This window comes from Sphingomonas benefaciens (genome assembly GCF_052907485.1).
Map to the genome: position 1 here is coordinate 68,283 of NZ_JBREIC010000001.1, position 19,646 is coordinate 87,928.

At 69.0% G+C, this 19,646-nt stretch carries 16 protein-coding genes and 1 tRNA gene; 8 read left to right on the forward strand and 9 right to left on the reverse strand.

What is annotated here, in order from left to right; translation table 11 throughout:
- The first annotated feature begins 17 nt into the window (after positions 1-17).
- The 3 genes from ACU5AX_RS00310 to ACU5AX_RS00320 are packed head-to-tail and all read left to right on the forward strand — an operon-like array spanning position 18 to position 2,222.
- Entirely contained in the window at positions 18-695 is a 678-nt protein-coding gene (locus tag ACU5AX_RS00310; protein WP_198353245.1) for a response regulator transcription factor, read from the forward strand.
- The gene (locus tag ACU5AX_RS00315; protein WP_446689194.1) at positions 688-2,031 is read left to right on the forward strand and encodes a sensor histidine kinase; all 1,344 of its coding nucleotides are present in this window, start codon (positions 688-690) and stop codon (positions 2,029-2,031) included. Before ACU5AX_RS00310 ends, ACU5AX_RS00315 begins: the two co-directional genes overlap by 8 nt.
- Positions 2,031-2,222, forward strand: a complete 192-nt coding sequence (locus ACU5AX_RS00320) for a hypothetical protein (RefSeq protein WP_446689195.1) — start codon at positions 2,031-2,033, stop codon at positions 2,220-2,222. Before ACU5AX_RS00315 ends, ACU5AX_RS00320 begins: the two co-directional genes overlap by 1 nt.
- On the opposite strand, the gene ACU5AX_RS00325 is transcribed toward ACU5AX_RS00320, so the two are convergent.
- Together ACU5AX_RS00325 and ACU5AX_RS00330 are read right to left on the reverse strand one after the other, a co-directional pair.
- On the reverse strand, positions 2,215-2,889 hold the full coding sequence (locus ACU5AX_RS00325; protein ID WP_446689196.1) for a phosphatase PAP2 family protein: 675 nt from the start codon (positions 2,887-2,889) through the stop codon (positions 2,215-2,217). The genes ACU5AX_RS00320 and ACU5AX_RS00325 overlap by 8 nt on opposite strands.
- Positions 2,889-5,243, reverse strand: coding sequence for a TonB-dependent receptor (locus tag ACU5AX_RS00330; protein ID WP_446689197.1), 2,355 nt, complete (start codon positions 5,241-5,243; stop codon positions 2,889-2,891). Before ACU5AX_RS00330 ends, ACU5AX_RS00325 begins: the two co-directional genes overlap by 1 nt.
- 523 nt (positions 5,244-5,766) lie before the next feature.
- On the opposite strand from ACU5AX_RS00330, the gene ACU5AX_RS00335 reads away from it, so the two are divergent.
- Positions 5,767-5,837: transfer RNA gene (locus ACU5AX_RS00335), tRNA-Gly, on the forward strand.
- A 381-nt stretch (positions 5,838-6,218) separates the two neighbouring features.
- Here ACU5AX_RS00335 and ACU5AX_RS00340 read toward each other — a convergent pair.
- From ACU5AX_RS00340 to ACU5AX_RS00350, 3 genes are all read right to left on the reverse strand, one after another.
- Positions 6,219-6,542 (reverse strand): hypothetical protein, encoded by a 324-nt coding sequence (locus ACU5AX_RS00340; RefSeq protein WP_446689198.1) that lies wholly within the window; start codon positions 6,540-6,542, stop codon positions 6,219-6,221.
- Between the two features lie 244 nt (positions 6,543-6,786).
- A complete protein-coding gene (locus ACU5AX_RS00345) occupies positions 6,787-7,773 on the reverse strand; it encodes a DUF6607 family protein (protein ID WP_446689199.1) in 987 nt (328 codons plus the stop codon).
- Between the two features lie 13 nt (positions 7,774-7,786).
- Positions 7,787-9,964: a TonB-dependent hemoglobin/transferrin/lactoferrin family receptor gene (locus ACU5AX_RS00350; protein ID WP_446689200.1), complete on the reverse strand. Its 2,178-nt coding sequence runs from the start codon at positions 9,962-9,964 to the stop codon at positions 7,787-7,789.
- A 291-nt stretch (positions 9,965-10,255) separates the two neighbouring features.
- Here ACU5AX_RS00350 and ACU5AX_RS00355 point away from each other — a divergent pair, with 291 nt between their 5' ends.
- The 4 genes from ACU5AX_RS00355 (at position 10,256) to ACU5AX_RS00370 (ending at position 16,611) form a co-directional block, all read left to right on the forward strand.
- A complete protein-coding gene (locus tag ACU5AX_RS00355) occupies positions 10,256-11,170 on the forward strand; it encodes a hypothetical protein (RefSeq protein ID WP_446689201.1) in 915 nt (304 codons plus the stop codon).
- Between the two features lie 76 nt (positions 11,171-11,246).
- Positions 11,247-12,446, forward strand: coding sequence for a glycosyltransferase (locus tag ACU5AX_RS00360; RefSeq protein WP_446689202.1), 1,200 nt, complete (start codon positions 11,247-11,249; stop codon positions 12,444-12,446).
- Between the two features lie 18 nt (positions 12,447-12,464).
- Positions 12,465-14,732 (forward strand): DNA topoisomerase IV subunit A, encoded by a 2,268-nt coding sequence (gene parC / locus ACU5AX_RS00365; RefSeq protein ID WP_446689203.1) that lies wholly within the window; start codon positions 12,465-12,467, stop codon positions 14,730-14,732.
- Positions 14,733-14,931: 199 nt separating this feature from the next.
- Positions 14,932-16,611 (forward strand): putative bifunctional diguanylate cyclase/phosphodiesterase, encoded by a 1,680-nt coding sequence (locus ACU5AX_RS00370; protein WP_446689204.1) that lies wholly within the window; start codon positions 14,932-14,934, stop codon positions 16,609-16,611.
- Positions 16,612-16,622: 11 nt separating this feature from the next.
- Here the strand turns inward: ACU5AX_RS00370 and ACU5AX_RS00375 are convergent, their stop codons facing one another.
- Genes ACU5AX_RS00375 through ACU5AX_RS00390 form a run of 4 tightly spaced genes read right to left on the reverse strand, consistent with a single transcriptional unit; the run spans position 16,623 to position 19,613 of the window.
- The gene (locus tag ACU5AX_RS00375) at positions 16,623-17,795 is read right to left on the reverse strand and encodes a CCA tRNA nucleotidyltransferase (protein ID WP_446689205.1); all 1,173 of its coding nucleotides are present in this window, start codon (positions 17,793-17,795) and stop codon (positions 16,623-16,625) included.
- The gene (locus ACU5AX_RS00380) at positions 17,786-18,382 is read right to left on the reverse strand and encodes a CoA pyrophosphatase (protein ID WP_446689206.1); all 597 of its coding nucleotides are present in this window, start codon (positions 18,380-18,382) and stop codon (positions 17,786-17,788) included. The genes ACU5AX_RS00375 and ACU5AX_RS00380 overlap by 10 nt, the downstream gene beginning before the upstream one ends.
- Complete coding sequence (locus ACU5AX_RS00385) at positions 18,379-18,942, reverse strand: DUF1285 domain-containing protein (RefSeq protein WP_446689207.1); 564 nt, start codon at positions 18,940-18,942, stop codon at positions 18,379-18,381. The genes ACU5AX_RS00380 and ACU5AX_RS00385 overlap by 4 nt, the downstream gene beginning before the upstream one ends.
- Positions 18,943-18,980: 38 nt before the next feature.
- The gene (locus ACU5AX_RS00390; RefSeq protein ID WP_443024709.1) at positions 18,981-19,613 is read right to left on the reverse strand and encodes a GNAT family N-acetyltransferase; all 633 of its coding nucleotides are present in this window, start codon (positions 19,611-19,613) and stop codon (positions 18,981-18,983) included.
- Positions 19,614-19,646: the final 33 nt, after the last annotated feature.

Below are 19,646 nucleotides of genomic sequence, written 5' to 3' on the forward strand. Positions count from 1 at the left end.
CCGGAACGCCACCTGCGATGCGCATCCTGCTGGCAGAGGACGACGCCGCCACCGCCGCCCAGGTTGCGGATGGCCTCCGCGCCATCGGCCATGTGGTCGTGGTGCTCGCTGACGGCGCGGCGGTGCGCGAGGCGGGGCTGGGTGAGCCGTTCGACCTGGCGATCCTCGATCGCATGCTGCCGGCCGCCGACGGGGTCGCGATCCTCACGGCATGGCGCGCGGCCGGCATCCGCATGCCGGTCATCATGCTGACCGCGCGCGGCAGCATCGCCGATCGCGTCACCGGGCTGGATGCGGGGGCGGACGATTATCTGGTCAAACCGTTCGCCTTTCCGGAACTGTCGGCGCGGGTCAGCGCGCTGCTGCGCCGGCCGCCGATCGCGGAGACGCCGACGCAGCTCAGGGTCGGCGACGTGACGCTGGATGCGCTCCGCCGCGACGTGCGCCGGGGGCCGCGTGACGTGCGGCTGCAGCCGCGCGAGTTCCGCATTCTCGAGGAATTGATGCGCCACGCCGGTCGCGTGGTGACGCGCAAGATGCTGCTGGAGGCGGTGTGGGGGTTCCACTTCGATCCGCAGACGAATATCGTCGAGAGCCATCTCAGTCGCATGCGGGCCAAGCTCAACGACGGGTTCGATCGGGACCCGATCGAGACGTTGCGCGGCGAGGGATACCGGATGCGCAAAGATGACTGACTGGCGGCGCAGCGCCGCCTATCGCATCGCGCTGACCCATTCGGCCGCGTTCGCGCTGGCGATCGCGGTGCTCGGCACATTGGTCTATTTTGCCGCCGATGCGGCCTTCCGCCGCCAACAGGACATCGCGCTGGCGGAGGCGAGCGCCGACCTGATCCGCGACTATCGCGCCAAGGGCCTTGCCGAGGTCGCCGACACGATCGCGGCGCGCAGCGGACGTAGCGGTGTCGTCACCTTCGGCTATGCGCTGTTCGACGCGCACGGGCGGCGCATCGCCGGTACGTTCGACCTGGCGATGCCGCCGCTCGGCTATGCCGATGTCGCCTTCCGCGATCCGGTGGAGGGGGCGGATGCGGCGCGGACGCTGACCAGCCGGCTTCCCGACGGCAGCCGGCTGGTCGTCGGTGTCGATTCGCAGGCGTTGGAGCAGATCGACGACGTCATCCTCAGCCTGTTCGCCGGCGCCTTCTTCCTCGTCGTGCTGATCGGCACGGCCGCGGCACTGTGGATCGGCGGCTATTTGCGGCGACGGATAGAGCAGGTCAGCCTGACCGCGGAAGCGATCATGGCCGGCGACATCCGCCACCGCGTGCCGGTATCGGGACGCGGCGACGAGTTCGATCACCTGGGCGTCGTGCTCAACCGGATGCTGGAGCGGATCGGGCGGCTGCTCGAGAACCTGCGCCAGGTGTCGGCGGATGTCGCGCATGACCTGCGCAGCCCGCTCGCACGCCTGCGCGGCGGCATGGAGAGCGCCCTTGCCGCGCCCGATGGGCCAGCCCGCGATGCGGCGATCGCCCGCGCCATCCGCCAGAGCGACGATCTGCTCGCGCTGTTCGCCGGCATTCTGCACATCGTCGATGTCGACGCCGGCGACGTCCGCCAGCGGTTCGCGCCGCTCGACCTCGGCGCGCTGGTCGAGGACCTGTGTGACAGCTACGCGCCGGCGGTCAGCGACGGCGGGCGGAGTCTGTCCTGCACCAGCGAGTCCGGACTGATCGTCGCCGGCAGCGCCGAACTCTTATTCCAGGCGGTGATCAACCTCCTCGACAATGCCCAAGCGCATACCCCGACCGGAACGCACGTCCGCGTTGATGTCGCAGCGGCCGGCGATGGCGTCGTGGTGGTTGTTGCGGACGATGGCCCCGGCGTTCCCGCTGTCGACCGCGAGCGGATCGTCGAGCGGTTTGTGCGGCTCGACCGGACGCGCGCCGCTGCCGGACACGGCCTTGGCCTCAACCTCGTCGCGGCGATCGCCCGTGCGCACGACGGCACGCTGACGATCGGCGACGCCGGCCCCGGCCTGACCGCGACGCTGCGCCTACCGCGTGCCTGATGCGATGCGCGACGGTCGCATCGGTGCTGCTCATGCGTTCGGCCTGCGCGGGGCACAGCGCTGTGCCGACCGTCGCTGCTCGCTGGCGGGCGATGTTCGTGCCGTTGAACGGGCGCGGGCAGACGCCCGGAGCACGCGCCGCCCTGCTCGATCGGTCGATCCCGCTCTGCGACGGCGCGCCGATCACCTGATCCGCGCCGCTGCCAATTCCGCCTGCGCCTGGGTGAAGACGGCACGGAAGGCGGGTTTCGCCATCAGCCGCTCGGCGAGCAGCAGGCCGAACGCCTCGCCTGCGGTCAGGTCGCTGCGCCAATGCTGTTCGCAGGTGATGCGCGTTTCGGCATATTCGGCCGCCCGTGCCATGAGGGCCGGCGCCTTGGCCGACACCAACTGCGCGAGCACCGCGGCCATGGCATAGGCGTTGGTCGCATGCCCGCTTGGATAGCTCGACAGCGGTTCCTTGCCGAGCTTGCAGGGGGTGAGGGCAGGATCGACGATCCACGGCCGCTGGCGTGCGAAATGATCCTTGCCGCGGTCGATTGCTTCCTTTTCTGTCGCTCGCACGATGGCGAGCAGGCGGGCGGTCGCGGGGAGGCGAGCGAGGTCGAAGCGCGGGCCGAGGACGCCGGCGAAGATCGTCGCATTCTTGGTCTCGCCGGTCCGCTCCGCCGCGTCCTTCTGCTGTGCGGTCCGACTCGCCTGCATCGTCCGCAGTTCGGCGAGTTCGGCGCGCGCCTGTGCGCTGCCCGGCGCGGGCGGCGGCGGCAGCACGCGCGCCGGATCAAGGTCCGTGGCGCCCAGCATCGACGCCGCCTTGTCCGCCTGCGCCGCCGCCAACGCGAGGAGCAGCGCCAGCATCAGAAGGTCAGCGTCACGTCGCCGGTGACCGTCCGCGGCACCTGGTAGAAATATTGGTCGAATGGCGCGGTCTTGCCGGTGCTGATGTTGGTCACCCGCTGCGAATCGAACAGGTTGTTGACCTCGACGCCGACCCGCACCGGCCCGACGTCGTAGCGTGCGGCGAGGATCGCGGTGTTGTAGCCCTTCGACTGATAGGTCGGGCTGTCGTAGGTGCCGCCGACCTTGCCGTCCGGCCCGACGAACCATTGGCGCCCGACCCATTTGTCGATCAGCGAGAAGCGGATCGGGCCGCTCTTGTAGAGCACGCCGCCGGCCGCCGTCCACTCCGGCGCCTTGGCGACCTGTTGCTGGACGGTGCCCGGATTGTCGGTCTTGGCATAGTTGCGCGAGCCGTTGGCGAAGACCGCGAAACCCATCGGCAGGGCGTAGGTCACCTGCGCTTCGACACCCTTATACTGCACCGCGCCCTGGTTGACGAAGATCACGCCCTCACCCGGCGTGGCGGAGGTGAACGAGGCGAACTTGTTGGTGAAGTCGATCTTGTAGACGTCGGCGTCGAACGACAGCGACGGGCCATGATAGACGATGCCCGCCTGATAGTTGGTCGACCGCTGCGGCGCGACCGTCGAGAGGCGCGGATTGGCGACGTACAGCACGCTGAGCGGCGGGGCCAGAAAGCCGCGGGCATATTGCGCATAGGCGGCGAAGCGCGAGCTCACCGCATAGTTGATCGTCGCGAACGGCAGGTCGGCGGTATAGGTGTTGCTGAGCGATTGCGCGTAGCGGGTCGTCTGGTTGTACGACGCGCGGATCTGGCGGTTGAAGTCGACGTGCTTGTAGCCCGGCGTGATCGTCAGCCCAGGCAGCGGGCGCAGCTCCAGCTCCGCGAATTCCTCGGTATGGTTGGTGTGGCTGTTCTGGTCGAACTTGATGTTCTGCGGCGTCGCGGCGCCGCTGACCGGATCGGTCACCGCCTTCTCGACGTAATTGGGCGCCATGGTGACCAGGTTGACGTCGCGCTGCTGGCGGTAGGTGTTGGACCATTCGATCCACGCGCCGGCGGTCAGCGCGCCGAAGCCGAAGTCGAGCCGCGTCTTGGCGATGTCGCCGAACATCCGATATTTGTTGGTCTTCGTATAGCCCGGGATGCCCGCCACGGCCTTGGCGCCCGGCGCGAGGGTGACGACGTTCGCCTTGGCGATGGTCGCTGCATCCGCAGTCGCGTAGAGCGTCACGTCGTTACCCGACAGCGTCTCATTGTCGTAGCTGTAGGTATAGGCCCGGTTCTCGAACGTCGAACCGGGGGCGAGATCCGCCTCGAACTTGACGATCTCGAAATCGGTCGTCTTGCGCGTGGAATTATAGCCGTAGAACGTCTGGCTGGTCGCATCGTCGGTCAGGCTGAATTGCTTGCCGAACTTGGCAACTTGCGACAGCGTCGCGCCGTCATTGTCGGGCTGGTTGAAGCGGTTGACGTTGTAGGTGCCGAGCAGCGTCAGGCGCGCATGCGCGCCGATCGGGATCAGCACCTTGCCGAACGCATTCCACGAGCGGAACGGGCTGAAGGTGCGCGCGCCGTCGGACTTGATCCACTGCGTGCTGAACACCGCCTGCGTGCCGCCCAGACTGTCGATCGCGCCGGTCTGCGCGACGGCGCGCAGCAGATAGGTGTTGTAGCTGCCGTAGCTGCCCTTCGCCTCCAGGCTGGCGTCGTCGCGGGTCGCGCGGCTGAACAGATTCATGTTGCCGCCGAACGTCGCCTGGCCCAGCGTCGCGGCATTGCCCGGTCCGCGATCGACGATCAGCGTCTCGATCGTGTTCGACGGGAAGAAGGTGTTGCTATGGTGCGTCGGGTCGTTGGTGTCGCCGAACGGCACGCCGTCATAGGTGATATTGTATTCGCCGTCCTGGAAGCCGCGGATCTGCGCCTTGGATTCGGACAGGCCGGCGCCATTGGCGTTGCCGGTGTTCGACACCGAGGGCGAGATCAGCGCGATCAGGTTGAAGTCCGCGGTCGCAGGCAGCGAATCCTCGATGAAGGATCGCGACACGATCGATTGCGGCTGCGTCGTCTGGAGCGAGGCGGTCACCGGCGCCAGCGTGTTGGCGCGCGTGCCGGTGACGAGGATGTCGGAACCCTCGGCAATGCCGTTCGACGCCTGACCGTTGGACGTCTGCGCCTGGTCGTCGGTGGCAGGCGCGGTGGCGGCACCGGGGGCGGGCGTCGATACGGCGACCGGCGCATTGGTGCGGTCGCTCGGCGTTGCCGACGCGGGCGACACCGCACCGATCGAACATGCCAGGATGGTGGCGCCGAGCAACTGCCGGCGCGTCTGCAACGCGAATGTCATGATACCCCGCCCTTCGCCGTGATCGGCTGGCCGCGGGCTATGGATGGTGTGTGACGCTTTGGTTGCGGTTGCGCGTCAATCGGAAGATTGGGGTTTTATAATGAACGAAGTCTCCAACGTCGGCCGTGCAAGATATGGCCCGTCGTTCATAGCCCTGCGCGTGCCGCCCGCGCCCGAAAGCCGCTACGTCGTCGACCGAGACGGCGGTCGCATGGATAGTAATATGTTGCCTGTTTGCAGCAATGCGTGCCCCGAGGCTCGACGCTGGTGGGGGTTCTTCCGTCCTCGCCCGCGCCAGTCCAGTGTTCGGGTTGAACGGCGGCCATGGCGCCGTTCCGGCACGACGACATTCGCCGCGACACCGCTGCCGATGTCTCGGCGACCGTACCCGACGACGTCTGACAGATCCGGACGATCTACGTTGACGACCAAGCCAGGAATGTGGCAGTCGGCCATCGGATCGCACGCGGGTCTGTGAACCGAAGCCCCGCAAGCGGTCAGATCAGCGCCAAGTCGTTGGTTCGCGGGTGTAGCTCAATGGTAGAGCAGAAGCTTCCCAAGCTTACGACGAGGGTTCGATTCCCTTCACCCGCTCCCTGATCACTCGTGTGTGATTCGATACCCCGCCCCCGTGAAAGACGGCCAGTCCTCCGCCGATGGGGAGAGCCGACATACGACTGATCGCTGTAACTCCGGGCTACTGGCGTATGGTGCCTGGCATGGGTCCTTTGACGCGCTTCTTCATCGCAATGTTCGCGCCACTCCCATTGATACCGCTTACGGTCTTGGCCGGTAGCTCCGATGATCGCCTCGGGCGGTATCATCTTTGGGTAATGCTCGGTGTGTTTCTGTTTTCGACTATCTTCGGGCAACTCTTCGCGCGTTGCCTGAAATGCCGCTGGAGTATCCCTTTGTCCGGCAAGCCATTCGATTGCTCGCTGCCGCCCCACCAATGTCCTCGGTATGGCACCGACCTTACCGCCCCAGCTTGCCCAGCACGATTTCGGGATCGTTGGCGTTTCCTGGATCGGAGGCTGACACATCATGGATGCAAGGCAGGAGGTAACGGAAATCCGGCTCGTCCCCGACAGTCAGGAACGCGCCAGACACGTAGCCCCAGAGCTGCTGCCGCGTGATCTGGCGAAGCGGCGTTGTGAGCAGGACATCCGTCCCGCGCGTCGAAATGCAGCAGGGGCAGCCCTCGATGACGGCTGGCGGTGGCAAGTCGAAGGTGCGGTAGAGTGCTTCTACCGCTTGGCGGACGCGCTGCCCCGCTTGAGAGGATGCCTGATCGTTCACTCTGGCAGGTTGGCCACCTAACCTTGACGACGCAACGGAATCAACCGGCGGATTGTCCGCTATTCGGCATTAGCGGAACGTTCGATTTTGGCGGTGAGCGGACATGCCGCTGTCAGGCGGTCGCCTTCGGAAACCGACGCTTGTGTCTATTTCGCCTTCCCGTCAGCCACTCCAGGCGACTGCGTGCGCCGGGCAACAACACGGCCTCATCCCGCCACCAGCCTGCCTCACCTCGGCCCGCCGCTCAACCGATGCGGCCCGTGCTCCGTTCGATCAGCGCCGCGGCTTCGGCCGCCCCTGCGTCGACGAGCGTTTTTCCCGCCGCGATGTCGTCGCCGATGTTGAGCAGCCGGGCGCTGATCACCGTGCCGGTCTCCGCCTCCTCGGCGATCGCGATGCCGCCCTTGCTGTCGGCGGCCTTCGCCCAGGCGGCGCGGACCCGCGCCCAATAGTCCTGAGTTTTCGTCCAATAGGCGTCGGCAGCCTTCGTGTCGAAATCCTCGGCTCGTTGGTAGGTGTTGAGCACCGATTCCTGGACGATCGGTACGAGCCTGCCCTGCTTCAGGCCCATCTTCAGATTGTCCTGCCAGTGGATCCAGCCGGTCGGCGTTGGCTGGTGGCGGTTGATCGCATAATAACGATCGTAGACCGGATGCCGGACCGCATCGCGGCGGGCGACGGGGCGCCAGGTCCAGTTCGATCGCCAGCGCCGGATGCCGCCCTGCGTCTCGAACTGGCCCCAGCCGGCGTAACGCGGACTGTCGTCGACCTGGTAGACGGTCTGCGACCAGCGGCCGGCCCGCATCCGCTCGGGCACCGCCTCCCACACCCATTTGCCGGGACCGGCATAGACCAGCACGCGGCTGGGCTGATAATCCCAATCCTGGCGCCAGTGCTTGATGACATGCGTCTGGCCGCCCGCGGACACGACCAGCAGATGCTGGAGCGCGATATGGTCCGGCCTGTCCTCGACGACGCGGACCACCTCGTTGCCGCCCGAGATCTGGCGCTCGAGCGGCACATAGTCCGCCTGCCACGGCGTCGTCTCCTGCATGTCGAAGCGGACGCGGTAATGGCCGGCCATCGCCAGGATCTCGGCGCGGTCGGCGGCCTTGGTGGCCTGCGCCTCGGCCGCGCTCTGGCGAAGCGGGCCATCGGCGCGCGCCGGGGTGAGGGCGGGGGCGAAGCACAGCGCGACGATCGCGACGGCGGCAAGCGGACGAGTGGACATCGACGGCATCCTTTCAGAAGCGATAGGTCAGCGAGGCGCTGGCGTTACGTCCCGGCTGGGTGAAGGCGGCGGGGGGGACGTCCGCGGCGCCGGCGGGCAGGGGGCGGGGCACGGCGAGGCCGCGTACGTCGGACCAATAGGCGTAGGTCGCATCGGTCAGGTTGAAGATGCCGGCGCGCAGCGTCAGCGCCTCGTTCAACCGGGCGAATAGGGTTGCGTCGAGGATGGTGAAAGCATCGGGCCGGAAGCAGGTGCCGGTGCACAGGCCGTCGGTGTCGTGCGCGGCCTTGCGGGCGCTGTGGGTGAGCAGCAATTGACCGCCGAACCGGCCGCGCTGCGGCTCGCGCCAGCCGATCCCCGCGACCAGCTTGAGCGGATCGATCGTCGCCAGCGGCTTGGCGATGCCGTCAGGCCCGATCTGCTCGCCCTCGGCATAGGCGATCGCCAATTGCCCGCTCAGCCCGTTGGCCGCGCGCGTCGCGAAGCGCGCCTCGGCACCGCGCACGCTGGCGCGGTCGAGGTTGATGAACTGGAACAGCGCCGGATCGCTCTGCGTGAAGCGGCCGCCGACCAGCTCCTGGCTGATGAAGTCGCGGTATCGGGCGCGGAAGACGCTCGCCGACAGGACCACCGCCGTGCTGTCGAGGCGAAGGCCGGCCTCCACGGCTTCGCTCGTCTCCGGCCGCAGGGCGGGATTGGGGATGGAGGTGTAGCCGGAGGTGAGATTGGAGAAATATTGATTGATCTGCCCCGCTTCGGGCGCACGGAAGCCGCGGGCGTAGCTGGCGAACAGGCGGATCGTCGGGGCGAGTGTGGCCACCGCGCCCAGGCGCGGGCTCAGCCGGTCGCCGCTCTGTCCGGCGGTGGCGAAGTTCGGCAGCAGCGGATCGCGCCGCGGCGACAGGCGGTAGGCGTCATAGCGGACGGCCGGGTGCAGGGTCAGCGGCCCCAGGCCGATCTCGTCGCCGACGAAGGCACCGGCGAGCGTGAAATCGGTGGTCGGAAAGGCGCGGGTCGGAAAGGACTCGCCGCGCGGCGGCACGGTGCCGTCGCGCACCCCGCGCTGGCGCAGTACGCTGAGGTCGGCGCCGGTGACCAGCCGGTGCGTCACGGCACCGGTCGCAAAGCCCAGCCGCAGCTCGCCCGATGTCCCGTAGACGCGGTTCTCGAAGGTATTCAGCCGGGTGCGGCTGGGCAGCGTGCGTCGCTCTTCAGCGCTGAACTGGCGGTTGTCGGCATCCTGCGCATAGGCGGCGGCCCGCGCGAACTGGATCAAGCCGCCGCCGTCATAGGTCCAGTCGAGCGTGCCGCGCCAGCGCCGGGCCGCGTCGCGCGCCTGCAGACCGGCGACGCTGGCGTTGATCCCGGTCAGCACGTCGGTGGCGACATGATGGTCGAGCACCTCTCCGGTCGCGCGCAGCCGCTGGCCGGGGGCAATGTCCCAGACCAGCTTGCCGAGCACGGCATTGGCGTGGCCGGTCTGCGGGTTTGGCGCGGTGCGGGCGACGCCGGTGCCCTCGACGTCGCCGTGGTTCTTCAATTCGGCGAAGTCGCGACGCGTATAGGCCAGCAGCGTCGACACGTCGCCCGATCGTGCCGCGACGACGGCGGACTGGCAGAATTCGGCGTCGGCGGCATTGAACTGGGTACGCACCGATCCGCCGAACGAGCGCCCGCCGAGGATATCGGCGGGGTCGCTGGTGGTGAAACTGACCGCGCCGGCCAGCCCGTCGCTGCCGTACAGCGCCGACGCCGGCCCGCGCAGGAACTCGACCGACTTGATCAGGCCGAGGTCGACAGAGTCGCCGCGTCCGACGTCCTGCGCGCCGAAGCTGAAGCCATAGGGGACGCGCACGCCGTCGACCTGGATCAGCACGCGGTTGCCGCCGATGCCGCGCACCGCGAAGCCTTCGTTGCCGGCGCGCCCGGTCGATCCCATCGCCGCACCGAACCGCGTCGGGGCGCGGCGGACGCTGATCCCGGGCTCGAAGCGGACGAGGTCGCGGATGTCGGTCGCCAATTCCCCGGCGATGTCGTCCGCGGTCTTGGCGGAGACGGTGACCGGCGCGTCCTGCGCCGCGACCGGCGTGCGCGTGGCGGTGACGACCACGTCCCGCTGGTCTCGTGCATCATCTCCCTTGGATGGCACCGGGCCGCCCAATGCCGCCAAAGCGGCCAGCGTCACCAGCATATTTCCCCCTTACGCTATCGAAACTCAGTCGCAATAAAGCGGCAGGACGGGTCGTACAACAGTTTTTGCGAGTCGATCGCAAGAGGTGGTAGGAACAGGATTTTTGGTCTGGCCGAACCGAGCACCGGCGTACGAACGAGTCGCTTCAGGTCCGCGGCGGTGGAGTTTATTCCGGCCCGGTGTCACGGAGTGGCGATCCGCCCGGTTTCGCGGGGCCGGTCAGGTTCGCCGCGACTCCTTCATCCGGAGTGCGTGGCGGTCTAGTCTCTCGTATCAATTCGGAGACGCAAGATGCGTGTGCTGGGCGGCCTGATCCCCCTCTTGCTCGGTGTGGCGGCGCCGGTGACGTCTGTGCCGCCGGAGACGTTCTGGACCTGGGGCACCCACCCCGTCGTCCCGCTGGCGCTGACGGCCGGCGGCCTGACCGTGACGGTGACCGCCACGCCCTGTCGTGAGCGGATGCAGAACGAAGGGTGCAATAACGAAGGCGTCAGCAACCAGGCCCGGATCACGGTGACGCAGCCGGGCCTGCCGCCGTTCGACATGATCAGCGACCGCCAGGCGTCGTACGTGCGGGTCGCCATCGTCCGCCTGTCCCGGTCGGGCCGCGCCGGGGTGGTGGTGGACAATCAATGGGGCGGTTCGGCCGGGATCACCGCCGTCACGGTCGTCGAGCCGACCGCCGGCGGGTTCCGGGCGGTGCCGTTGACCCATCAGGGCTCGGCCGAGCTGATCGGCAAGGTGAGACTGGTTCCACTCGGTCGCCGGCAGCAGGGCTGGCCAGGCTTCGTGCTGGAGGCGCCGGGCTTCAACTTTTCTGAAGAATGCAATGCCTGCGGGCGAGGCATACCGATGGTCCTGACCCTGCGTCAGGGGCGAAGCGTCGACATATCCGCCGATCCCGCCGTGCGACGCCTGTTCGCCCGCGATCTGCCGGCGCGACGCCGACTCTGCCTGTCGACGGAGACCGAGCGGAACGGCGAATGCGCTGCCTTCGTCGCGGATGCCGCGCGTCTCGGGCGGGTATCCGCCGCGTGGCGCGTCATGCTGGCCCATTACAGCCGGCACACGCCCGACTTCCCGGCCCGCCTGCGCGCCTTTCTGGTCAACGACGGCTATGTCGATCCCGCGACGGCGCAGACCCTGCCCTTGGCCCAGCCGCACGGCACCGCCGCCGAACCTTCGCGTGGCCCCGGCGCGCATTAACCGGACCGACAGACATACGGCCTAAGCGGCCGGACCTGGTTGGACGCGATCGCCCGTGGGGAGCCTGGCACACGACATGAAGATCCTGGTGCTGTCCAGCCTGTATCCCAATACGGTGCAGCGTCGGCACGGCATCTTCATCGAACATCGCGTCGCCCATCTCGCCGCGGCGGCGGGGGATGCGGTACGCGTCGTCGCGCCGCTGCCGTGGTTCCCCAGCCGGCATGCCCGCTTCGGCCGCTATGCCGAACTGGCCGAAGTGCCGGCGGCGGCGGAGCGGCGCGGCATTGCGATCAGCCATCCCCGCTATCCGATGCTGCCGCGGATCGGCATGACCGCGCAGCCGTGGCTGATGGCGGCGGCGCTCTATCCGCATCTCGCGCGGTTGCGGCAGGATTTCGTCTTCGACGTCATCGATTCCTATTATCTCTACCCGGACGGCGTCGCCGCGGCGCTGCTCGCCCGGCGGCTCGGCGTGCCCTATCTGATGACCGCGCTCGGCACCGACGTCAGCGTCATCGCTGGCTTCCGCCGCCAGCGCGCGATGATGCTGCGCGCGATCCGCGGCGCGGCGGCGGTCACCACCGTCTGCGCCGCGCTGCGCGACGCGCTGATCGAGGCCGGCGCGCCGCCGGCGCGGCTCCACGTCGTCGAACATGGCGTCGACCTCGCCCTGTTCCACCCCCCGGCGGACCGCGCCGCCGTCCGCGCCGCGCGCGGTTGGGACGGGCCGGTGGTGCTGTCGGTCGGCCATCTCGTCGACGGCAAGGGCCATGATTATGCGATCCGCGCCGTCGCCGCGCTGCCCGGCGTGCGGCTGGCGATCGTCGGCCACGGACCGCGCGAGGCGGCGCTGCGTGCGCTGATCGCGCAACTCGGCGTCGCAGACCGGGTCGCGCTGCTCGGCCACGTTGACCAGCCCGATCTGCCGGCGCTCTACGGCGCCGCCGACGTCACGGTGAATTGCTCGGATCGCGAGGGAATCGCCAACGTCCTGCTCGAATCGCTCGCCTGCGGCACGCCGCTGGTCGCGACGCCGGTCTGGGGCTCGCCGGAGGTGGTGCGCGCTCCCGCCGCCGGCCGCCTCGCCGCCGGGCGCAGCGTCGCCGCGATCCGCGACGCGCTCGCCGCGCTGCTCGCCGATCCGCCGGCCCGCGCCGCGACCCGCGCCTATGCCGAGCGCTACGATTGGGCGGAGACCGGCCGCCAGCATCGCGCGCTGATCGCCGCGGCGGTGGCGGGCGATCCCGCCGACGCTTTGACGGCGTCCGTCTAGCCGCTTATCGTTCCCGTTATGGCCACCGATTTCCAGGAGCCGCCGATCGGCGTGCTCGACGCGCCCTTCGACAGCGCTTTGTCCGAACGCTATCTCGTCTACGCGCTGTCGACGATCACGGCGCGTTCGCTGCCCGACGTGCGCGACGGGCTGAAGCCGGTGCACCGCCGCCTGCTGTGGGCGATGCGACTGCTCCGCCTCGATCCTGCCTCCGGCTACAAGAAGTGCGCGCGCGTCGTCGGCGACGTGATCGGCAAATACCATCCCCACGGCGACCAGTCGGTGTATGACGCGATGGTCCGCCTCGCGCAGGATTTCGCGCTGCGCTATCCGCTCGTCGACGGGCAGGGCAATTTCGGCAACATCGACGGCGATAACGCCGCCGCCTATCGCTATACCGAGGCGCGGCTGACCCAGGTCGCGATCGACCTGATGGACGGCCTCGACGAGGATGCCGTCGCCTACCGCCCGACCTACAATGGCGAGGAGCAGGAGCCGGAGCTGTTTCCCGGCCTGTTCCCCAATCTGCTCGCCAACGGTGCGGCGGGGATCGCGGTCGGCATGGCGACCAACATCCCGCCGCACAATGCCGCCGAGCTGCTCGACGCGGCGATCATGCTGGTCGACCGTCCCGACGCCAGCGACGCGATGGTGCTGGAACACGTCAAGGGCCCCGACTTCCCGACCGGCGGCCTGGTCGTCGACCCGCCCGCGGTGATCGCGGAAAGCTATGCGACCGGCCGCGGCTCGTTCCGCATCCGCGCGCGCTGGGAGATCGAGCGCGAGAAGGGCGGCGGCTGGCAGATCGTCGTCAGCGAAATTCCCTATGGCGTCCAGAAGGGCAAGTTGATCGAGCAGATCGCGGCGCTGATCAACGAGCGCAAGCTGCCGATCCTTGCCGACGTCCGCGACGAATCCGATGCCGAGATCCGCGTCGTCCTCGAACCGCGCAGCCGCACCGTCGATCCGCAGGTGCTAATGGACGGCCTGTTCCGCTTCAGCGATCTGGAGACGCGCTTCGGCCTCAACCTCAACGTCCTCGACCATGAGCGCACGCCGCGCGTCATGTCGCTGCGCGAGGCGCTGAAGGCCTGGGTCGACCATCAGTTCGTCGTCCTGCGCCGCCGCACCGAGCATCGGCTGGCCAAGATCGCCGACCGGATCGAACTGCTCGACGGCTATCTCGTCGCCTATCTCAACCTCGACCGCGTCATCGAGATCATCCGCACGGAGGACGAGCCCAAGCAGGTGATGATCGCCGAGTTCCGCCTGACCGACCGGCAGGCGGAGGCGATCCTCAACATGCGCCTGCGCTCCCTACGCCGACTGGAGGAGTTCGAGATCCGCGGCGAGCGCGACAAGCTCGACAAGGAACAGGCCGATCTGACCACGCTGCTCGGTTCGGAGGCGCGGCAGCGTACCCGGCTGAAGCGCGACCTGGGCAAGGTTCGCGACCGCTACGGGCCGGAGACGGCGCTCGGCAAGCGCCGCACGCGGATCGAGGAAGCCGGTCCGACCCGCGACATCCCGCTGGAGGCGATGATCGAGCGCGAGCCGATCACCGTGATTCTGTCGCAGCGCGGCTGGATCCGCGCGATGAAGGGTCACGGCGATCTCGCCGCCATGAACGCAGGGGGCGCCGAGACGCTGAAGTTCAAGGAGGGTGACGGCCCGGCCTTCGCCTTCCATGCCCAGACCACCGACAAATTGCTGCTCGCAGCGGAAAACGGCCGCTTCTACACGCTCGCCGCCGACAAGCTGCCGGGCGGCCGTGGCTTTGGCGAGCCGGTGCGCGCGATGATCGATCTCGACGGGTCGGTCGGCGTCGCCGCGTTCCTCAACGCCCGGGCGCAGGAGAAACTGCTGCTCGCGGCGAGCGATGGCCGCGGCTTCATCGTGCCGGTCGCGGAGACGATCGCGGAGACGCGCAAGGGCAAGACGGTGATGACGCCGCGTACCGGTGCGAAACTGGTCGTCGTCCGCCCGGTCGCGCCGGAGGCCGATTATGTCGCGGCGGTCGGCGACAATCGCAAGTTCCTGGTCTTCCCGATCGCCGAGCTGCCGGTGATGAGCCGCGGGCAGGGGGTGCAAATCCAGCGCTTCCGCGAAGGCAGCCTGTCGGATGCCACCGCCTTCGTTTTCGCGCAGGGCATGAGCTGGCCGATGGGTGGCGAGAGCGGCCGGATGCGGACCGAGGCCGATCTGTCGCTGTGGCGCACCGCCCGCGGCGCCGCCGGCCGGACGCCGCCGACCGGCTTCCCCCGCGACAATCGGTTCGTCGGCTAGCCTGCCGCCTCGTCCGCCAGAGAGGAGGCGTGCGGCGCACAGGGACGGGCGTACCCCGTTCGCCAGACTCGCCCTCATGTCGCGCCGATCCGCCGCCCGGTCGGCAGCGAAAGACTGGCAGCGGTGAAAACGGTTACAAGAAAGGTTGGCCGCCGACCAACTTCAGAAGCCTTTAACGAACGGCCTCTAGAATGAAGCCATGGCCACCGCCTCGACCGACGTCGTGATGCCCGAACCTGCCGAGCCGGTGACGCTCGCGCAGGACCTGGAGCTGATTCCGATCCCGGCGGTGCAGGTCGTCCGCCGCGGCGATGGTTTCGACTTCCTCGCGATCAATCGCGCCTACCGGCTCGCCGGGCTCGGCGTCGTCGCCGATCGCTCGGCGATGCTGCGTGCCTTGGCGCCGCGCATCGATGCCTTCCTGCGCTCGACCGAATTGCGCAGCGATTTCGAATGGTCGATCGGCGAGGTGATCGACTCGCGCTATTACCGCGTCACGCTCGCGCGACCGGGGCAATCGGTGCGGGACCGTTGCCAGATCGGCTTCGTCGACCTGACCGCGCAGATCCACACCGAACGCTCGCTCCGCCGCGAGATGACCACCGACAGCTTGACCGGTCTGCCTAATCGCGAAGGCTTCAGCGACATGATCGAGGCGGTGCAGGCCAAGCGCCAGCGCCATGCCGTGCTGGTCGTCGACCTCGAACGGTTCGGCCGACTCAACGCCTGCCTCGGCGGCCTTGCCGGCGACGAACTGCTGATCACCGTCGCACGCCGGATCAAGGGCGCGCTTCGCGCCCGCGATGCGCTGGCCCGGATCGGCGGCGACGAATTCGGCGTGCTGATGGGGATCGACACCGATGGCGACGAGGCGCGGCATCTCGCCGATCGCATCCATCGCGCGCTCAGCACCCCGTTCCGGCTCAGCGATTATGAAATCGGCGTCGAATGTTCGATCGGCATCGCCCAGGGCGACGATGCGCTCGACGATGTCGAGGAACTGATCCGCAACGCCCAGTTCGCGGTGAAGCGCGCCAAGGCCGGCAGCAAGGTCGAATCCTACCAGACCCAGGCGTTCACCATCGCCCGCGAGCAATTTGCGATGGAGACGGCGCTGCGCCGCGCGATCGAGGACTCGCGGCTCCGCCTGACCTTCCAGCCGATCTGCGACCTGTCGAGCGGCCGCATCGTCTCGTTCGAGGCGCTGACCCGCTGGCGCGACCATGAGGGCGTCGAGCAGGAGCCGAGCAACTTCATTCCGGTGGCGGAGGAGACGGGGCTGATCCTGCCGCTCGGCCGCTGGGCGATGGAAGAGGCGGCGCGGACGCTCGCCTGGCTCGACACCGAATGCGGCGGCGATTGCGGCATGCGCGTCGCGGTCAATCTGTCGGCGATCCAGATCCAGCGCGACGACATCGCCGGCGTCGTCGAGGGCAGCCTGATCCGCCACGGCCTGCCCGGCGAGCGCCTGACGCTGGAACTCACCGAAAGCGCGATCGTCAGCGATCCCGATCGTACCGCCCGGGCGATGCATGCGCTGCGCGCGCTCGGCACGACGCTGGCGATGGACGATTTCGGCACCGGCTATTCGAACCTCGCCTATCTGCAAAAGCTGCCGATCGATGTTCTCAAGATGGACCGCAGCTTCGTCACGGGCATGCTCGCCGATCGCGACAAGATGGCGATCGTCCGGGCCATCCTCAGTCTCGCCCAGGCGCTCGGCATGAAGACCACCGCCGAGGGGGTGGAGACCAACGAACTGGCGCAGACACTGGCCGCGCTCGGCTGCACTTATGGCCAGGGCTATCATTACGCCCGCCCGCTCGAGGCGGCGCAGACCCTCGCCCTGATCCGCCAGCTCCGCGCCCGCGGGCGCTGAGCCCAGCCCAACTAGGCCGACGACATCGCCGCCACTTCGGCATCGGCGATCGCCTCGACCCGCGTGGAATCGGGAAATCCCTCCGCGATCCAGCGCGTCTCGATCCTCCGCAGCGCCCTGGCGACGTCCGGGCCCTTGGCCAGTCCGCGCGCGACCAAGGCGCCGCCACCGATCGGCAGCGCCGGCGGCGTCCAGCCGTCGAGCGGGGCGACGTCCGCCCCGGCGAGCAGCAGCCGATCGACGGCCACTGTCCCGCCGACGCGATAGGCGAGGGCGCGCGGCCCCTCGTCGCCCGGACCGGCGGTCGCCTGCATCAGCCGCTTGCGGTCGGCGTTGGACAGTTTCAGCCGCGCGCCGATCGTCTCCGCCGCGTCGGGTGGCACCAGCGCAGCGAGGCGACGGATCGGATCGGGGCTGATCCCCGCCGCCGCTTCGCGTGTCGCCAGCGCTCGCAGTGGTTCGGCGGACGTGATCTCCGGCAGCACCGCGCGCAGGATGTGCCGCTCGATCATCAGCGCGACGACCGGGACCGCCGCCGGCGCGATCAGCAGCTTCAGGAATTCCGCCGCGATCCGCTCGCGCGACAGGGCCATCAGATCGTTGGCGCGCGCCGCGCAGGCTGCCAGCCCGTCCGGATCGATCGCGTCGCCGAAGCGTGCGTGGAAGCGGAAGAAGCGCAGGATGCGCAGATGGTCCTCCGCGATCCGCTGCAACGGATCGCCGATGAAGCGCACCCGCCGCGCCGCCAGATCGGCAAGGCCGTCGAAATAGTCGAAGACGATGCCGCTCTCCGGTTCGGCGTAGAGCGCGTTCATCGTGAAGTCGCGTCGCGCCGCATCGTCGCGCCACTGATCGGTGAAGGCGACCACCGCGTGCCGCCCGTCGGTGCTGACGTCACGGCGCAGCGTCGTCACCTCGACCGCGCCCGACGGCAGCACGGCGGTGACCGTGCCATGGGCGATGCCGGTCGGCACCGCGCGGATGCCCGCCGCCGCCAGCCGCGCCATGACGTCATCGGGTGGTACGATGGTGGCGAGATCGATGTCCGCCGGCGTCAGGCCCAGCAAGGTGTCGCGCACCACGCCGCCGACCAGCCGCGCCGCCGCTGCGCCGCCCAGGGCGGCGACCAGCGCGTCGAAACCGTCGCGGGCGCGGATCGCGCCCAGGTCCAGCGTCACCGCCATGCCAGCCGCCGCGACAGATTGACGATCATCGCCGCCGTCGCGCCCCAGATCCGCCGGTCTTCCCACAGGATCTCGTAGAAATGCCGCATCCGCCCCTGCCATTCGACGCTCGCCTCGCGATGGTTGGCGGGGTCGAGCAGGAAGGCGAGGGGCACTTCGAACACACTCGCCACCTCCGCCTCGCTCGGCCGCAGCGGCAAATCGGCGGGCACCGCGGCCAGCACCGGCGTGACGGTGAAGCCGGTGATCGTGCGATAGGTGTCGACCGCGCCGATCACCGTCGCCCGTTCGCGCGGCAGGGCGATCTCCTCTTCCGCCTCGCGCAGCGCCGCGGCGATCGCGGTCTCGCCGGGGTCGAGCCGGCCGCCGGGAAAGGCGACCTGACCAGCGTGGCGGCGCAACGTCTCGGTGCGCTGGGTCAGCAGCACCCCCGGTTCCGGCCGGTCGGTCACCGCCACCAGCACCGCCGCCGGCGTCAGCTCATGGTCTTCGCGCGTGTCGAGCTCGCGGGCGTCGCCGGTCAGCAGCTCCGGCGTCGCGTCGCGGCGCGCGGCCAATGCGGCATGCAGCCGATCGACCAAAGTCATGCCGCGGCCAGTGGGAAAAAGGCGCCGCCGCTCCACACGCCGGGCGTGTCGCCGCCGTCGGCGAGCCCGCGCTCGACCAGTTCGTAATAGACCGGCCGGGCGACCAGCGCCTCCAGTCCGCCGCGCACATGCAGATAGGGGCGCGGCGACTCCGCATCGCCGGCGACGCGCAGGGGATGGTCCCGTCCGGCCGTGACGAAATCGCCGGTGTTGAGCCGGAACGCCAGCCGCGCGTCGCGTCCGATCCCTTCCGCCTTCATCTCGACCGCGACGAACGGAGCATCGTCGACCGCAATGTCCAGCTTCTCGACCGGCGTGACCAGCACGTAGCGGCCGTCCGCCTCGCGCCGCAGGATGGTCGAAAACAACCGCACCATCGCCGGCCGACCGATCGGCGACCCCTCGTGGAACCAGGTGCCGTCGGCGGCGATCCGCATCGCACTGTCGCCGCAATGCGCGGGGTTCCACTGCTCCACCGGGGGCAGCCGCCGCTGTTCGGCGAGGGTGGCGATCTGCGCCAGCGACAAGGACGCGAGGTCCGGCAACTCCTCCATCGGCATGGCCGGCAGGTAGGGGCGCCGGGCCGCGCCGTAAAGGTTCAGCGCGGTGCCGCGCGCAGTTCGCCCGTCGTGGCGGGCACGGCCGCGCCCTTGGCGAGCAGCCGCCGCGCCTCGAACGGGCCGGGCAGCCGCCAGCCGCCGGTCCGTTCCGCGGAAAAGCCGAAGAAGCGGCCATAATATTCCGGATCGCCGATCAGCATCAGCGCCCCGTCCAATCCGCCCTCGTGCGCGGCGCGCAACGCATGGGTCATCAGCATCCGGCCGATCCCGTCGCGCTGCCGCGCCGGCTCGACCGCGACGGGGCCGATCATCACCATGGCGTGGATCGCACCGTCGTCGGCGGCAAGCACCACCGGCCAGCATTGGATCGTGCCGATCAGTTGCCCATCCTCGACCGCGGCGATGCTGAGCGCGGCGATCGGCGCGCTCTCGCCGCGTACGCGATAGGCCGTGCGCGCGTGGCGGCCTGGGCCGAAGGCGCGATCGAGCAGCGCCTCGACCATCGGCGCGGCGACGCTGTCGAGCGGCACGAAGGCGACGGCGGCGGCGGGCGGGGGCAGGGTGGCGGAGGCGGTCACGGGCAGGTCCTTTGCGCGGCGCGCATGCGTCGGCGCCGCGCCGAAGGCAAGCGGGAAAAGGTCGCGATCGGGCGCTTCGACGGCAACGGCCATTGCCGCGCCCTCGTTGCGGGCCTAGGGCGCCCG

What these genes read in the sequence shown, in the direction of transcription:
- ACU5AX_RS00380 (WP_446689206.1), bottom strand. Translation starts at nt 18,382, where the DNA reads ATGACTTTGGTCGATCGGCTGCATGCCGCATTGGCCGCGCGCCGCGAC.
- ACU5AX_RS00330 (WP_446689197.1), bottom strand. Translation starts at nt 5,243, where the DNA reads ATGACATTCGCGTTGCAGACGCGCCGGCAGTTGCTCGGCGCCACCATC.
- ACU5AX_RS00325 (WP_446689196.1), bottom strand. Translation starts at nt 2,889, where the DNA reads ATGCTGGCGCTGCTCCTCGCGTTGGCGGCGGCGCAGGCGGACAAGGCG.
- parC (WP_446689203.1), top strand. Translation starts at nt 12,465, where the DNA reads ATGGCCACCGATTTCCAGGAGCCGCCGATCGGCGTGCTCGACGCGCCC.
- ACU5AX_RS00345 (WP_446689199.1), bottom strand. Translation starts at nt 7,773, where the DNA reads ATGTCCACTCGTCCGCTTGCCGCCGTCGCGATCGTCGCGCTGTGCTTC.
- ACU5AX_RS00355 (WP_446689201.1), top strand. Translation starts at nt 10,256, where the DNA reads ATGCGTGTGCTGGGCGGCCTGATCCCCCTCTTGCTCGGTGTGGCGGCG.
- ACU5AX_RS00315 (WP_446689194.1), top strand. Translation starts at nt 688, where the DNA reads ATGACTGACTGGCGGCGCAGCGCCGCCTATCGCATCGCGCTGACCCAT.
- ACU5AX_RS00390 (WP_443024709.1), bottom strand. Translation starts at nt 19,613, where the DNA reads ATGGCCGTTGCCGTCGAAGCGCCCGATCGCGACCTTTTCCCGCTTGCC.
- ACU5AX_RS00385 (WP_446689207.1), bottom strand. Translation starts at nt 18,942, where the DNA reads ATGCCGATGGAGGAGTTGCCGGACCTCGCGTCCTTGTCGCTGGCGCAG.
- ACU5AX_RS00375 (WP_446689205.1), bottom strand. Translation starts at nt 17,795, where the DNA reads ATGGCGGTGACGCTGGACCTGGGCGCGATCCGCGCCCGCGACGGTTTC.
- ACU5AX_RS00320 (WP_446689195.1), top strand. Translation starts at nt 2,031, where the DNA reads ATGCGATGCGCGACGGTCGCATCGGTGCTGCTCATGCGTTCGGCCTGC.
- ACU5AX_RS00310 (WP_198353245.1), top strand. Translation starts at nt 18, where the DNA reads ATGCGCATCCTGCTGGCAGAGGACGACGCCGCCACCGCCGCCCAGGTT.
- ACU5AX_RS00370 (WP_446689204.1), top strand. Translation starts at nt 14,932, where the DNA reads ATGGCCACCGCCTCGACCGACGTCGTGATGCCCGAACCTGCCGAGCCG.
- ACU5AX_RS00360 (WP_446689202.1), top strand. Translation starts at nt 11,247, where the DNA reads ATGAAGATCCTGGTGCTGTCCAGCCTGTATCCCAATACGGTGCAGCGT.
- ACU5AX_RS00350 (WP_446689200.1), bottom strand. Translation starts at nt 9,964, where the DNA reads ATGCTGGTGACGCTGGCCGCTTTGGCGGCATTGGGCGGCCCGGTGCCA.